Genomic DNA, 13,470 nt, shown 5'->3' with positions numbered 1-13,470 from the left:
TAGCCGCGCGCCGCGGCGCTGGCCCTACATTTGCCCCATGCCCCACCACCTGGCCCCCCGCGCCGACCGTCCGAGCCTGCGCCACGAGCTGCTCGCCCACCTCGTGCCCCGGCTCCGCGGCTCGCGCGAGCTGGACTCGGAGGAGACCGAGCGGGCGCGGATCGAGCGCTGGCACACGGGGCTGGACCACTCGCTGCCCACCGGCGCGGTCCCCCGCTTCGACCGGCGGTTCATGGTCCTCGCCGAGCAGATCGCGCACGGGGACGGCCCCGGCTTCACGTCGTACTCGCTGTCGCGGCGCGGGTCGCGCCCCTCGCGCACCGTGCTCTACCTGCACGGGGGCGGCTACGTCGCGCCGATCGACCCCTTCCACACCCGCTATGCCGCGCGTCTGGCCGTCGGGCTCGACGCGCGCGTCGTGCTGCCCGACTACCCGCTGGCACCGGAGCACACCTGGCGCGACTCCCACGACGCGCTGGTCGCCCTGGCCGAGCGGCTGCTCTCGGGAGGCGGGGAGGTGATCCTGGCCGGGGACTCCGCGGGCGGGGGGCTCGCGCTGGCGTTGGCGCAGAGCCTGCGGGACCGGGCCCGGGCGACCGGTGCGCGCCAGCCCGACCGGCTGCTGCTGATCTCGCCGTGGGTCGACCTGACCGCGAGCGCCCCGGACACCGAGGCGTTCAGCACCCGCGACACGTGGCTCTTCCTGGGCAAGCTGCGCGCCTACGCCCGGTGGTGGGCCGGCTGCGCCGAGGACCTCGCCCGCCCCGAGGTCAGCCCGGGCCTCGGCGAGCTGGACGGGCTTCCGCCGGCGCTGATGCTGTGCGGCAGTCGCGACACGCTCGCGCCGGCCTGTCGCCAGTTGGCCGACCGGGCGATCACCTCGACGTGGGACCTGACCTACCTCGAGCGGCCGGAGCTGATCCACGTCTTCCCGCTGCTGCCGGGCGTGCCCGAGGCGGCCCAGGCGTGGCGGGTCACCCGGGACTTCCTGCTGCACGGACCGGCCCCGCGGTGAGGGGCATCCGGACGCTCGCCTTCGACGACCTCGACGCCCGTACGGCGTACCAGGTGTGGCGGCTGCGCCAGGAGGTGTTCGTCGTCGAGCAGGAGTGCCCCTACCTCGACCTGGACGGTCGGGACCTGGAGCCGGCGACCCGGCACGTGCTGCTCGAGGAGGACGCGACGCTGCTCGGCTACCTGCGCGTCCTCGACGACGGCCCGCACCTGCGGATCGGGCGGGTGCTGCTGCGCCGTGAGGCCCGCGGGCGTGGGCTGGCCGATGCGCTGATGGACGCCGCGCTGCAGCTCGCCGACGCCCGGACGGTGCGTCTGGAGGCGCAGAGCCCGCTGCGTGCCTGGTACGAGTCGCACGGGTTCGTCGTGGACGGCGCGGAGTACGAGGAGGACGCGATCCCCCACCTGCCGATGGTGCGGGCGGGGGCTCAGCCCACGCCGGGCGCCGCGGCCGACGGGGCGTAGACGAACCCGGCCTCGGAGCCTGACCGGCTCAGCTCGCCGCGCGCGACCAGCAGCTCGAGGTGCGCCTTGGTCTCCAGCGTCGCGAGCGCGCCGTTGAAGGCGTCGAGGGTGTCGAAGCGGTGCTCGTGGCGCGTCCACGGCAGCTCCCCGGCGACCTGCCAGGCCGTGCTGCCGGCCGGGGCGACGCCGGCTCGGCACAGGTCGAGGCGCTCGTCGTGGTGGGCGGCGAGCTCGTCCACGCGGGTGTGCACGGAGTCGGCGACCGGGCCGTGCGCCGGCAGCAGCCGGGCGTCCGGGAGCGCGCGCACCTTGGCCAGCGAGGCCAGGAAGTCACCCAGCGGCTGAGCGGCGAGCACCGGCTCGAAGCCGATCGAGGGCGTGATCGTGGGGAGCACGTGGTCGCCGGAGAAGAGCAGCTGCGCGGTCTGGTCGGCGAAGACGAAGTGCCCCTGGGTGTGGCCGGGCGTGGAGATCGCCTGCAGGGTGCGCGAGCCGACGTCGATGGGGTGGTCGTCCTCCAGCCAGGCGTCCGGGTAGCCCCACAGGTCGAGCTCGGGGCTGCTCTTGTCGAAGGCCTGCCACTGCTCCACCAGGTCGTGGGCGCCGGCGTCGCGCAGCATCTGCAGGTGCGGGTTCTCGTCGAGGTCCCCGGGGTCGTGGATCAGGTCGAGCGTCGGCTTGTCGCCGAGACCGAGGCTCACGTGGGCCCCGAACTCCCTGCTGATCGTCGCGGCCTGGGTGTAGTGGTCGCGGTGCACGTGGGTGACCAGGAAGCGGGTGATGTCCCGCACGCCGTGGCCGATCTCGGCCAGCGACTTCTCCAGCAGCGTCCGGGAGACCTCGATCGCCCAGCCGCCGTCGATCAGGGTCAGCCCGCGGTCGGTCTCGAGCACGTAGACGTTGACCGCGCGCAGCCCGTCCATCGGCAGCGGGAGCGGGACCCGGTAGACCCCGGGGGCCACGGGCCAAGCACCCGGCTCGGTCCAGTGCTGCCCCGAGTCCGGGGAGATCGCGTGCTTGGTGGGGACACTCACCTTCCGGACTCTAGGCCCGATCCCCCAGCCCAGCCGCCCCCGTGCCGATCTCCGGGAGTCCCGGCCCGCCCGCGCCCCGCGCCCCGCGGCCCCCGCCGGCTTGTAACGCGGGGTTATGCCTTCCACCACAGCGAAATAACGCTGGGGTAGTGGACATAACCCCGCGTTACAGCCGGACGGGGGCGGTACGGCGGCCGGACGGGGGCGGTACGGCGGCCGGGCGGCGGCCGTACGGCGGGGGCGCCGGGGGCGGGCGGGGCGGGGGTGGGGTGGCGCGGCTAGGCTCGCGGCAACCGTTGGAAGGACGCTCATGAGCACCGAGGAAGAAGCGACCCTCAGCGTCGCCGCACAGCTGATCAACGACCCCGAGATGCACCACGTCGCCACCGTGGGCGGTGCCCAGCCCGGCATCGTCCTGGAGCTGGTCGACCAGGCTCACGACCCCCAGCCGCAGGACGACGAGTGGGACCTCGACCCCACCGCGGACCTGGCCCTGAAGATCACCATGGGCGGCGTCGACCCGGTGGTGGCCGCTCAGCTCCTGCGCATCGCCGCGGAGTTCCTGGACGAGGCCACGATCGAGCACGACGAGGGACACGAGCAGCACTAGGCACGCCCCCAGGTCGGGCTAGGCGCTATCGGCGGCGCCCGGGCACGCCGGGCAGTTCCCGAACAGCTCGAGGGTGTGGCTCACGTCGCTGAAGCCGTGGGCGTCGGCCGTCGTGCTGGCCCAGCGTTCGACCGCCGGCCCCTCCACCTCGACGGTGCGTCCGCACACGCGGCACACCAGGTGGTGGTGATGGGTGGAGCTGCAGCGGCGATAGACGGCCTCACCACCGGCCGTGCGCAGCACGTCGACCTCGCCGACGTCCACCAGGGACTGCAGGGCCCGGTAGACCGTGGCCAGCCCCACCCGGTCCCCGGTGCGGCGCAGGGCGTCGTGGATGTCCTGGGCGCTGCGGAAGTCCTCCGAGGCCTGCAGCTCGGCCACCACGGCGCGTCGCTGCCGTGTCGACTTGGCGATGGCGGGTACGTCGTCCAGGTCGCGATTGCTCACCGGGTCAACCTACTCGCGCCGAGCGGCGCGGGGTGGGGCTACCGTGACACGCGATCAGCGATGTTCTAGGTTGACAATGAGAACGATTATCGAACAGAGGAGACCAACCATGAACCGCACCGACCTCCGCAACGCCGTGGCGGAGTCCACCGGGCTCACCAACGCCCAGGCCGACAGCGTCATCGGCGCCGTCCTGGACACCATCGGCGAGCGCCTGGCCGCGGGCGAGAGCGTCAGCCTCGCCGGCTTCGGCAACTTCGAGATCCGCGAGCGGGCCGCTCGCTCGGGCCGCAACCCGCAGACGGGTGAGCCCCTGGAGATCGCCGCCAGCGTCGCGCCCGCCTTCAAGCCGGCCGCCGCGCTGAAGCGTCGCGTCTCCGAGGGCCAGTCCCCCAGCTGAGCTGAGCCGACTCCAGCCGCTCGCTCTCCACGGTGGTACGTCCACCGCGGGAGCGAGCGGCTGAGTCGGAGCCAGGTCGTGGCTCAGCCCACGACGAGGTCGCGGAGCGCGCCACCCTCCGCACCACCCTCCGCGCCTCCCCCGTCCGAGCCAGCCCTGTCAGGGACCGTGCCGTCGGACAGGACCGGCCGTACGCCGCCGGACGCGGTGACCCAGCCGAGGCCGGGCTCGAAGCGCCGGATCACCCGCGCCGGCGAGCCGCCGACGATCGCGTTGTCGGCCACCTCGCCACGCACCACCGACCCGGCGGCCACCACGGCGTTGCGCCCGATCGTCGTACCCGGCAGCAGGATCGCGCCGTGACCGATCCAGGAGCCCGAGCCGACGACCACCGGCTGGTGGGTGCCGAACTGCCGGCCGATCGGCACGTCGAGGCGCTGGTAGCCGTGGCTGGCGTCGGAGACGAAGACGTCCTGCCCGCACCACACGTCGTCCCCGATCACGATCGACTCGTGGGCGGTCAGGCTGGTGCGCGCGCCGATCACGCACCGATCCCCGATCACCAGGCCCCGGGCCGGCATCCGGGTGTCGAGCGGCCCGTACCCGACCGAGAGGGTGACCTGGCGCCCGATCAGGGTGTGGGCGCCGATGTGGATCGACTCCTCCCCCATCAGCGTGGCGCTCGGGAAGCCGATGCAGCTGCCCGCGCCCAGGGCACCGAAGGCGTCGCCCGCGCGGGTGCCCGGGACGATCTCGCCGGAGCGCTCCGCCCAGCGCCAGGCGGCGAGCAGGGCGCGGTTGATCCATCTCTTGGAGGGGGTCACATCCGCCGAGGGTAGTGAACCCGTGACGCCGGACCGTACGGCGTCCGCCGGCTCAGCGCCCGGCGGCACCCAGGAAGACCCGCAGCGCGGAGACGAACGCCTCCGGCTGCTCGGAGTGCACCCAGTGTCCGGCCCCCTTGATGGTCACCTCCGTGGTGCGCGGGAAGAGCCGGCGCATGGTGGCGGCGTGCTCGGGCTGGATGTAGCGCGACCGTTCGCCTCCCATCCACAGGGTGGGGTGGTCGAACGTGGCGCCGACCTCGGGGAACCCCCCGATCGCGGGCAGCTCGCGGCGCAGCAGGGCGAGGTTGGCCTGCCAGTGGAATCCCTCGCGCCCCGAGCGCAGGTTCTGCAGCAGGAAGCCGCGGACCACGGCGTCGTCGATCGGGGCGGCCAGCCGCTCGTCGGCGTCCGCGCGGCGCTCCAGGCTGCCCAGGTCGAGCGCGGTGAGGCTGTCGAGGAGGTGCTCGAACTCGCCGGCGCCCTCGGAGACGACCGGGGAGATGTCGACCACGACCAGGCGGGCGACCAGCTCGGGGTGGCGCAGCGCCAGCACCATCGCCACCTTCCCGCCCAGCGAGTGACCGACCAGGTGGACCGGGCCGTCGGCGGCGAACCCCCGGCGCAGCTCCTCGGCGACCAGGTCGGCCATCAGCTCGTAGCTGAACTCCTCGGTCCACGACGAGCGGCCGTGGTTGGGCAGGTCCACCAGCAGCGAGCGGTACTCCGGCTGCAGCGCCTTGGCGATCTGGGTGAAGTTCCGGCCCTGCCCGAACAGGCCGTGCAGGAAGGCGACGCGGGCGCCGCCGTCACCGACCTGCGTGGTGTGCAGCGGCACCGCGTCCTGGGGAGACGGGGCGTGGGCGGAGGGGCCGGTGGGCGGAGCAGGCTGCGCGGAGGTCACGGGGCCAGCCTAGGCAGTGCGCGGCAGGCGCCTGCTCAGGACTCCTCGAGCACCTGCTGGGCGATCCGGAAGGCGGTGTTGGCGTCGGGGACCCCGCAGTAGATCGCGGTCTGCAGCAGCACCTCCTTGATCTCCTCGACGCTCAGCCCGTTGGTCAGCGCGGCCCGCACGTGCATGGCCAGCTCCTCGTGGTGGCCCCGGGCGACGAGCGCGGTCAGCGTCACCATCGAGCGCGAGCGCCGGTCGAGGCCGGGCCGGGTCCACACGCTGCCCCAGGCGTACTCGGTGATCAGCTCCTGGAAGTCGCGGGTGAGGTCGGTGGTGCGGGCCACCGCCCGGTCCACGTGCGCGTCGCCGAGCACCTCCCGGCGCACCTGCATCCCGGCGGCCCGGACCTCCGCAACGCTCATCACGTCCCGGCTCGGGCCGAAGACGTGCTCGCGGATCAGCCGCGCGACCGCCTCGGGGGCTTCGGCCGGCGCCAGGTGCGCGACGCCGTCAAGGACCACCAGCCGCCCGTCGCGCACGCCGTCGGCGATCTCGCGCAGGTTGGCCGGCGGCGTGGCGACGTCCCCGGCCCCGGCGACGGCGAGCACCGGCGCGGCGATCTCGCCCAGTCGGCCGCGTACGTCGAAGGCGCCCAGCGCGCCGCAGACCGCGGCGTACCCCTCGTCGTCGACCTCGGTGAGCGCGTTCAGCAGCGCGGAGCCGCGCTCGGGCGCACGCTCCAGGAACCCAGGCGCGAACCAGCGCTCGGCGGAGCCGGCGACCATCGAGGCGGTGCCGGCGCGGCGTACCGCCTCGGCCCGCTCGGCCCACCCCTCCGGCTCGCCGACCTTGGCGCCGGTGCACAGCAGGGTGGCCGACTCCACCCGCGCCGGGGCGTCGAGGAGCAGTTGCAGGCCGACCGCTCCGCCCACGGAGTCCCCGGCGTAGTGGAAGCTCGGGGGCTGGATCCCCTGACCGATGGTGTTCACCAGGTCCAGCACCCCGGCGGCCAGGCCGGCGACGCTGACCGGTCCCTCCACCGCGACCCGGTTGGTGCCGTGCCCGGGCAGGTCCCAGCCGATCACCTGGAAGTCGTCGGCGAGCAGCGCGGCGGCCTCGGCCCACAGGGTGCTCGCGGTGGTGCCGAGCGAGGGGCCGAGCACCAGCAGCGGCAGGTCGGGTCGCCCGCCGAGGCGGACGGCGGTCAGGGCGGTCATGGGTTCCTCCGGCGGGGGTCGGGCTGGCTCGGGTGGGACTGGTGGTCTCTGGCACGCTCGAGCACCTCGCCGACGAGGTCGTCGGCGGCGCCGAGGTAGTCGCCGATCGGCTCCCGGCCGGCGAGGGCGGCCATGCTCCGGTGCTCGGCGTGCAGGTCGGCCGCGGCCGCGGCCGCCGTGGCCCGCATCCGGTCCGGGTGCACGCGCAGCCGCCCCAGCAGGACCGTGGCCTGCTCGGCCGCGACGACGGTACGGCGGGCGAGGACGCCGAGCGCGTCCCACTCGGCGTGCCAGCCACCGAGGGCCCGCTCGTCGACCTGGTCGGCGGCGGCCAGGTGCAGCGTGGCGCCCAGCGGCGGCGCGGCCAGGGCGGCGCGGCGCAGCAGCACCGACAGCACCGGGTTCTGCTTGTGCGGCATCGTCGAGGAGCCGCCGGCCTCGTCCTCCGACAGCTCACCGATCTCCGGGCGCGAGAGCACCAGGACGTCGTTGGCCAGCCGCCCCCAGGCGTCGGTGCAGGCCACCAGTGCGTCCCCGGCGCGGGTCACCGGGCGGCGGGTGGTGTGCCACGGTGCGGCCGGGGCCAGCCCGAGCAACGTCGCCAGGCGCTGCCGCGCGGCGCGGGGGTCGACGCCGAGCTCGACGGCGGCGGCCATCGTCGCGGCCGCGCCGCCCAGCTGGACGGGGAAGGTGAGCCCGGCCAGGTCGTCGTCGGCGTCGAGCAGCCCGGTGAGCCAGGTGGCCGCCTTGAGCCCGAAGGTGGTGGGCACGGCGTGCTGGGTCAGCGTGCGGGCGGCCATCGGGGTGGCGCGGTGCTCCTCGGCGAGCACGGCCAGGGCGCCCACCTGCGCGCGCACCTCGGCCCGCACCCGCCGGACGCTCTCGCGCAGCATCAGCACCAGCGCGGTGTCGACCACGTCCTGGCTGGTCAGCCCGCGATGCACCGCCGCCTCGCCGGAGCGCTCACGCAGCAGGCGGACGAGCCCGAGCACGGGGTTGCCGGCCGCCTCCGCGTCCCCGGAGATCCGGTCGAGGTCGTCCGCGCCGACCAGGCCGGTGAGCTCGCGCGGGCAGCCGAGCACGTCGAGCCAGGCCTGCTCGACCGCGACCATCGCCGCGAGGAAGCCGTCCTGGCTGAACGGGCCGGCCCCGGACGCGTCACCGGCACGCTCGGCGCCCGGCCAGAAGAGATCACCCACGGGGCTCAGTGTGCCGGGTCGGCCAGGAAGACGGTCTCCCCCTCGCCCTGCAGCCGCACGTCGAAGACGTAGCCGCGCTCGTCGCGTCGCGCGAGCAGGGTGGCGCGCCGGGCGGGGTCGACGCCCGCCAGGAACGGGTCCGCGTCCACCTGCGGCCCGGGCAGGTAGCAGCGGGTCAGCAGCCGGTGCAGCAGTCCGCGGGCGAAGACCGCCACCGCGACGTACGGCGCACGCCCCTCGGCCAGCGGCCCGGGCTCCAGCGTGGTGAACGTGTAGCGCCCGGCCCGGTCGGTCGAGGCGCGCCCGAACCCGGTGAAGGTGTGCCCGTCGCGGCGCAGCGAGCCCGGCTCGCGCACCACGTTGCCGGCCGGGTCGGGCTGCCAGATCTCCAGCAGCGCGTCGGGCACCGGGTCGCCGGCGCCGTCCAGGACGAGCCCGGTCAGCCGCACCGACCCGGGCGAGCCGGGCGGCACCAGGTCGCGGTCGTGGTCGTAGGGCAGGGCGTAGTGGAAGAACGGCCCGACGGTCTGGCCGGGGGTGGGCTGCAGCGGCTCGCTCACTGGTGGTCCTCCTGCTCCAGGGGGGTGGCCGCGCTGCCGGTGAGCACGATGTCCCAGCGGTAGCCGGTGGACCGCTCGGGTCGGGTCACCTCGTGGTCGTAGGTGGCGACCAGCCGGGCGCGCGCCCGCGGGTCCACGATCGACTGGTAGATCGGGTCGAGGGCGAAGAGCGGGTCGCCGGGGAAGTACATCTGGGTGACCAGCCGCTGGGTGAACTCGGTGCCGAACAGCGAGAAGTGGATGTGCGCCGGGCGCCACGCGTTGCGGTGGTTGCGCCACGGGTAGGGGCCGGGCTTGATCGTGGTGAAGGCGTAGCGGCCCTCGTCGTCGGTCAGGCAGCGCCCGACGCCGGTGAAGTGCGGGTCCAACGGCGCCGGGTGCTGGTCGCGCTTGTGCACGTAGCGCCCGGCCGAGTTGGCCTGCCAGACCTCCACGAGCTGGCGGCGCACCGGGCGCCCGTCGCCGTCGAGCACGCGGCCGGTGACGACGAGCTTCTCGCCCAGCGGCTCCCCGCCGTCCTGGATGGTCAGGTCGGCCTCGAGCGGGTCGACGTCGCGCTCACCGAAGACCGGCGACCAGCGCTCGATGCCCTCGGGGTCGGGGTGGTGCAGGCTCTTGGTGGGGTGGCGCAGGATGCTCGAGCGGTACGGCGGGTAGTCCAGGCGCGGCTGGGTCTCGCCGGCGCCGTCCGGGCCGCCCGCGGCCTGGTAGGCGGCGGTGACCGCCTCCATCTCGGCGCTGACCTCGCGCTGGCTGCTGGCCGCGGCGTCGGAGTCCGCGACGGACGGTGCGGTGCTGCTCATGGGCGTCCCTTCGAGGTGGTGGGCCAGCCGGTGTAGCCCTCGGCGAGGTAGGTGGCGCCGGCGCTCGAGGCACTCAGCGAGGCGAGCTCGCCGACCTGGCGCCGTACGTCGAAGTCGGAGGCGTCCGGCAGGCGGTGGAGCATCGTGGTCATCCAGTAGGAGAAGTGCTGGGCCCGCCAGACCCGGTCCAGCGCCCGCTCGGTGTAGTCGTCGAGGCTCGAGGGATCGCCGCCGCGGATCGCGCGCTCGAGCTCCTCGGCGAGCACCCGCACGTCGGCCAGCGCCAGGTTGAGACCCTTGGCGCCGGTGGGCGGGACGGTGTGCGCGGCGTCGCCGGCGAGCAGCATCCGCCCGTAGCGCATCGGCTCCTGCACGAAGGAGCGGAACGGCAGCACCGTGCGCGAGGTGATCGGGCCCTCCTTCAGGGTGTGGCCGTTGGCGCCCACCCGGGCCTGTAGCTCCGCCCAGATCCGGTCGTCGGACCAGGCGTCGGCGTCGGTGTCGGGGTCGCACTGGAAGTACATCCGCTGCAGGGTCTCGGTGCGCTGGCTGATCAGCGCGAAGCCCCGCTCGGAGTGGTTGTAGATCAGCTCCGGCGCGCTCGGCGGGGCCTCGGCGAGGATCCCGAACCAGGCGAACGGGTACTCGCGCTGGTACTGGCGGCGCTGGTCGGCAGGCACCTGGCGCCGGCAGGTGCTGCGCGAGCCGTCGGCGCCGACCAGGTGGTCGCAGCTCACCTGGTGGCGCACCCCGTCGGCGTCGGTGAAGCGCAGCAGCGCCCGCTCGGCGCGCAGGTCGTCGACCTCCACGTCGCGCACCCCGAAGCGGACGTCGCCGCCGTCGCGGGCGCGGGCGTCGGCGAGGTCGATGAAGACGTCGGTCTGCGGATAGAGGTACGTCGAGGCGCCGACCAGCGCCTGGAAGTCGACGCGGTGGCTGTGCCCGCCGTAGGCCAGCTCGATGCCGTGGTGCTCGACCCCGTCGCGCAGCACCCGGTCCGAGACACCGCTGTCGACCAGCAGCCGGGCGCTGGCGTGCTCGAGGATGCCGGCGCGATGGGTCTGCTCGATCTCGGTGCGGGTGCGAATGTCGATGGCGAGGGAGGTGATGCCGGCCCGGTCGAGCAGGTGCGAGAGCAGCAGCCCCGCGGGTCCTGCGCCGACGATGGCGACGGGGACGTGCTGGGTCGTGGGCATGGGGTGGACCCTCACCCGGCGGGCCCGCCGCGCGCCACCCCCGACTTCCGCCCAGCGGAAGCCCGGCCAGGCCGGGGCGGGCGCGCGCTCACGCGGGGATCGGCGGGCCGACGACCTCCAGCCCGTAGCGCGGAGCGACCTCCGCCCACCTCGGGATCTCGACCTCGGGCGTCAGGGCGTCGGCCCCGGGCAGCCGGTGCTCGGCCGCCGGCAGCCCCACCTCGTCGTACAGGCCGAGGAGGCCGGCCGGGAGCGTCAGCGCCAGCAGGCGGGCGGGGGTGTCTCCCCGGATCCGGAACGCGTGCGGCAGGCCGAGCGGCAGGAAGATGAAGCAGCCGTCGTAGAGCTCGAAGAGCTCCTCGCCCGCCTGGTAGCTCATCCGGCCCTCGATCAGCAGGAACGCCTCCGCCTCCCGGGTGTGGCGATGCAGCGGGGTGGCGATGCCCGGCGGCTGGGTCACCATCGCCGCCCCCAGCGAGCCGTCGCCGTCCTCGGACTCGAGGAGGTGCTCGAAGAGCGATCCCATCGCCCAGGTCGCGCGGCCTCGTCCCGGCTCCGCCATCACCGCACGGGGGGCTGTCTGCGTCATCGGAACCACATCCTCGACGAATTCATCCGAACCTGATTCGGATCGAACTACGCTAGGACGCATGTCTGCCCCGGTCAAGGCCCGCCCCTACCGCGGCGAGGGACGGCGCGCGGCCGCGGCCCTCCGCCGTCGTACGGTGATCGAGGCCGCGCTGGAGCTGTTCGGCGAGCAGGGCTACGCGCGCACCTCGGTCGCGCAGGTGGCCGAGCGTGCCGGTGTCGCGGTGGACACCGTCTACGCCTCCGTCGGCCGCAAGCCCGAGCTGTTGCTCGCGGCCCACGACCTGGCGCTCGGCGAGCGTGCCGTCGACGACGAGGGGGCGCCGGTGCCCGCGCTGCAGCGCCGCTACGTCGCGGAGGTACGCGCCGCTCCCGGGGCGCGCGCGAAGATCGCGACGTACGCCGAGGCGCTCGGGCGCCTGCTCCCCCGCACCGCGCCACTGCTCGAGGCCCTGCGTGAGGCCGGCACCGAGGACGACGCGTGCCGCACCGTCTGGGAGGCCGTCGAGGAGCGCCGAGCCTCCAACATGCGCCTGCTCGCCGCCGACCTGCGCGCCACCGGGGAGCTACGCGCGGACCTCGACGACGACGCGGTCGCCGACCTGGTGTGGTCGATGAACGGCGCCGCCTACTACCTGTCGCTGGCCCGGGCCGGCCGGGGCGGGGCGCGCTACGCCGAGCTGGTCCGCGACGTGTGGACGCGGACCCTGCTGGCGTGAGCACCCGGGGCGGCGGGCCCGGCGACGACGAAGGCCCGCCCTCGCTGGCGAGGACGGGCCCGTCGTGAGCTCCGCTGGCGACCGTGGGCCGCCGTCCGGAGCCGCCTGTCAGAATCGAACTGACGACCTAATCATTACGAGTGATTCGCTCTACCGACTGAGCTAAGGCGGCGTGCCGACCGGGTGGTATCCGAAGACCTGTCCGGGCAACGCGAGGAAGTATAGGGACTCCGCGTCGGCGGAGTGAAACCGAGGGGTCAGGCGGCGTGCGCCGACGGCTGCTCCTCGCGGGCGGGAGCCGCCGGAGCCCAGTCGAGCGGCGCCCGCTGCTCAGCGCCGCACCAGCACCTGAAGCTCACCTCGACGCCGCCCTGCGCACCCTCGAAGGCGCCGGTGAACTGGGAGGGGAAGATCAGCTGGCGCTTGGCGCAGGCGGTGCAGACGTGGACGAGCATGGGCATGGCCTCTCGGGGACGGGCAGGGAGCTACACACCAATCCTCGGCCGTCCCGACCCATAGGGCTAGTCTCATTTTCCTTCATAAGTCATAGGCTTGACCTATGTTGTCGCTGCACCAGCTGACCTGCTTCCTCGCCGCCTACGAGCACGGGTCGCTGACGGCGGCGGCCGAGCACCTCGGCTACGCCCAGCCGTCGGTCTCCGAGCAGATCCGCGCCCTGGAGAAGTCGCTGGGCAGCGACCTGTTCGTGCGGGTCGGGCGCGGCGTGGTCCCGACCGCCGCGGGCGAGTCGCTGCGCCCGTACGCCGAGCGCGTACTCGCCGCCGCCGACGACGCCCGCCGCGCCGCCCAGGCCGTCACCACCCTGGAGACCGGCACGGTGCGGTTCGGGATGTTCGGCATCGCCCGGCTCTATGCCGGCGCCGGCCTGGTCGCCGACGTGCTGGCGCGCCACCCCGGGGTCCGCGTGGAGCTGATCGGGCAGAACTCCACCGACGTCCAGGACCAGCTGCGCCGGGGCCGGATCGAGGCGGCGATGATCGCCGTACCCACCGTGCAGGCCGAGGGGCTCCAGGTCACCCCGATCGCGCGCGACGAGCTGGTCTACATCAGTGCCGACCCCGAGCGGCTGCAGTCGCCGGTCACCGCCCACCGGCTGGCCCAGGCCTCGCTGGTGATGTCGGAGACCACCTGGCGCGCCACCGACTCCAACCGGCTGATCCTGCGCCGGATGCTGCACGAGACCGGTCGCAACCCGCAGACCCGGATCGAGGTCGAGGACGTGGAGACCGCGGTGGAGCTCGTAGGGATGGGGCTCGTCGACTCGGTCGTGCCGAAGGCCGCCGCCGAGCAGCTGCTGCCCCGGCTCGCGCCGTCCGCCGGGTGGGTCTCGCTGCGGCCGCGACAGTACGACACCCTCGCGATCGTGCACCGCGCCCACGCCACGCTGTCGCCCGCGGCGCGGCTGATGACCGAGCTCGCGACCCGGCGGATCCAGTCGCTGATCGAGCCGGTCACGCCGCGCTGAGCGCCGCCGCCTGGCT

At 74.3% G+C, this 13,470-nt stretch carries 17 protein-coding genes and 1 tRNA gene; 6 read left to right on the top strand and 12 right to left on the bottom strand.

Annotated elements, in window-relative coordinates; translation table 11 throughout:
• Positions 1-37: 37 nt before the first annotated feature.
• Both AC6EH9_RS12825 and AC6EH9_RS12820 read left to right on the top strand, forming a co-directional pair.
• Complete coding sequence (locus tag AC6EH9_RS12825; protein WP_498423642.1) at positions 38-1,015, top strand: alpha/beta hydrolase; 978 nt, start codon at positions 38-40, stop codon at positions 1,013-1,015.
• The gene (locus AC6EH9_RS12820) at positions 1,012-1,479 is read left to right on the top strand and encodes a GNAT family N-acetyltransferase (RefSeq protein ID WP_498423640.1); all 468 of its coding nucleotides are present in this window, start codon (positions 1,012-1,014) and stop codon (positions 1,477-1,479) included. The genes AC6EH9_RS12825 and AC6EH9_RS12820 overlap by 4 nt, the downstream gene beginning before the upstream one ends.
• Here the strand turns inward: AC6EH9_RS12820 and AC6EH9_RS12815 are convergent.
• The gene (locus tag AC6EH9_RS12815; RefSeq protein ID WP_498423639.1) at positions 1,443-2,513 is read right to left on the bottom strand and encodes an MBL fold metallo-hydrolase; all 1,071 of its coding nucleotides are present in this window, start codon (positions 2,511-2,513) and stop codon (positions 1,443-1,445) included. The two genes, AC6EH9_RS12820 and AC6EH9_RS12815, sit on opposite strands and share 37 nt — an antisense overlap.
• 310 nt (positions 2,514-2,823) lie before the next feature.
• Between AC6EH9_RS12815 and AC6EH9_RS12810 the strand changes: the two genes are divergently transcribed.
• Complete coding sequence (locus tag AC6EH9_RS12810; protein WP_498423637.1) at positions 2,824-3,123, top strand: hypothetical protein; 300 nt, start codon at positions 2,824-2,826, stop codon at positions 3,121-3,123.
• A gap of 18 nt (positions 3,124-3,141) precedes the next feature.
• Here AC6EH9_RS12810 and AC6EH9_RS12805 read toward each other — a convergent pair whose 3' ends face one another.
• Positions 3,142-3,570: a Fur family transcriptional regulator gene (locus AC6EH9_RS12805; RefSeq protein WP_498423635.1), complete on the bottom strand. Its 429-nt coding sequence runs from the start codon at positions 3,568-3,570 to the stop codon at positions 3,142-3,144.
• A 109-nt stretch (positions 3,571-3,679) separates the two neighbouring features.
• Here AC6EH9_RS12805 and AC6EH9_RS12800 point away from each other — a divergent pair, with 109 nt between their 5' ends.
• A complete protein-coding gene (locus AC6EH9_RS12800; RefSeq protein WP_498423633.1) occupies positions 3,680-3,970 on the top strand; it encodes an HU family DNA-binding protein in 291 nt (96 codons plus the stop codon).
• 83 nt (positions 3,971-4,053) lie between these two features.
• Here AC6EH9_RS12800 and AC6EH9_RS12795 read toward each other — a convergent pair whose 3' ends face one another.
• The 8 genes from AC6EH9_RS12795 to AC6EH9_RS12760 all read right to left on the bottom strand — a co-directional run bounded on the left by AC6EH9_RS12795 (position 4,054) and on the right by AC6EH9_RS12760 (position 11,250).
• On the bottom strand, positions 4,054-4,794 hold the full coding sequence (locus AC6EH9_RS12795; protein WP_498423631.1) for an acyltransferase: 741 nt from the start codon (positions 4,792-4,794) through the stop codon (positions 4,054-4,056).
• A gap of 52 nt (positions 4,795-4,846) precedes the next feature.
• On the bottom strand, positions 4,847-5,698 hold the full coding sequence (locus AC6EH9_RS12790) for an alpha/beta fold hydrolase (protein ID WP_498423630.1): 852 nt from the start codon (positions 5,696-5,698) through the stop codon (positions 4,847-4,849).
• 35 nt (positions 5,699-5,733) lie between these two features.
• Positions 5,734-6,903 (bottom strand): bifunctional 3-oxoadipate enol-lactonase/4-carboxymuconolactone decarboxylase PcaDC, encoded by a 1,170-nt coding sequence (pcaDC, locus tag AC6EH9_RS12785; RefSeq protein ID WP_498423628.1) that lies wholly within the window; start codon positions 6,901-6,903, stop codon positions 5,734-5,736.
• The gene (locus tag AC6EH9_RS12780; protein ID WP_498423626.1) at positions 6,900-8,102 is read right to left on the bottom strand and encodes a lyase family protein; all 1,203 of its coding nucleotides are present in this window, start codon (positions 8,100-8,102) and stop codon (positions 6,900-6,902) included. Before AC6EH9_RS12780 ends, pcaDC begins: the two co-directional genes overlap by 4 nt.
• Positions 8,103-8,107: 5 nt before the next feature.
• Complete coding sequence (gene pcaG, locus AC6EH9_RS12775) at positions 8,108-8,662, bottom strand: protocatechuate 3,4-dioxygenase subunit alpha (RefSeq protein ID WP_498423624.1); 555 nt, start codon at positions 8,660-8,662, stop codon at positions 8,108-8,110.
• The gene (gene pcaH, locus AC6EH9_RS12770; RefSeq protein ID WP_498423622.1) at positions 8,659-9,465 is read right to left on the bottom strand and encodes a protocatechuate 3,4-dioxygenase subunit beta; all 807 of its coding nucleotides are present in this window, start codon (positions 9,463-9,465) and stop codon (positions 8,659-8,661) included. The genes pcaG and pcaH overlap by 4 nt, the downstream gene beginning before the upstream one ends.
• The gene (locus AC6EH9_RS12765) at positions 9,462-10,661 is read right to left on the bottom strand and encodes a 4-hydroxybenzoate 3-monooxygenase (protein ID WP_498423621.1); all 1,200 of its coding nucleotides are present in this window, start codon (positions 10,659-10,661) and stop codon (positions 9,462-9,464) included. The genes pcaH and AC6EH9_RS12765 overlap by 4 nt, the downstream gene beginning before the upstream one ends.
• Positions 10,662-10,749: 88 nt before the next feature.
• Positions 10,750-11,250 (bottom strand): cupin domain-containing protein, encoded by a 501-nt coding sequence (locus AC6EH9_RS12760; protein WP_498423620.1) that lies wholly within the window; start codon positions 11,248-11,250, stop codon positions 10,750-10,752.
• Between the two features lie 61 nt (positions 11,251-11,311).
• Between AC6EH9_RS12760 and AC6EH9_RS12755 the strand changes: the two genes are divergently transcribed.
• Complete coding sequence (locus tag AC6EH9_RS12755) at positions 11,312-11,968, top strand: TetR/AcrR family transcriptional regulator (RefSeq protein WP_498423618.1); 657 nt, start codon at positions 11,312-11,314, stop codon at positions 11,966-11,968.
• A 99-nt stretch (positions 11,969-12,067) separates the two neighbouring features.
• Here AC6EH9_RS12755 and AC6EH9_RS12750 read toward each other — a convergent pair.
• Positions 12,068-12,140: transfer RNA gene (locus AC6EH9_RS12750), tRNA-Thr, on the bottom strand.
• Positions 12,141-12,225: 85 nt separating this feature from the next.
• Positions 12,226-12,423 carry a hypothetical protein gene (locus AC6EH9_RS12745; RefSeq protein ID WP_498423617.1) on the bottom strand — a complete coding sequence of 66 codons (198 nt, stop codon included), beginning with the start codon at positions 12,421-12,423 and terminating at the stop codon, positions 12,226-12,228.
• Positions 12,424-12,527: 104 nt separating this feature from the next.
• Here AC6EH9_RS12745 and AC6EH9_RS12740 point away from each other — a divergent pair, with 104 nt between their 5' ends.
• Positions 12,528-13,454, top strand: a complete 927-nt coding sequence (locus AC6EH9_RS12740; protein ID WP_498423615.1) for a LysR family transcriptional regulator — start codon at positions 12,528-12,530, stop codon at positions 13,452-13,454.
• Positions 13,455-13,470: the final 16 nt, after the last annotated feature.

It is taken from the genome of Nocardioides sp. Z21_20, assembly GCF_059766585.1.
This window is presented reverse-complemented; position numbering and strand designations above follow the sequence as displayed.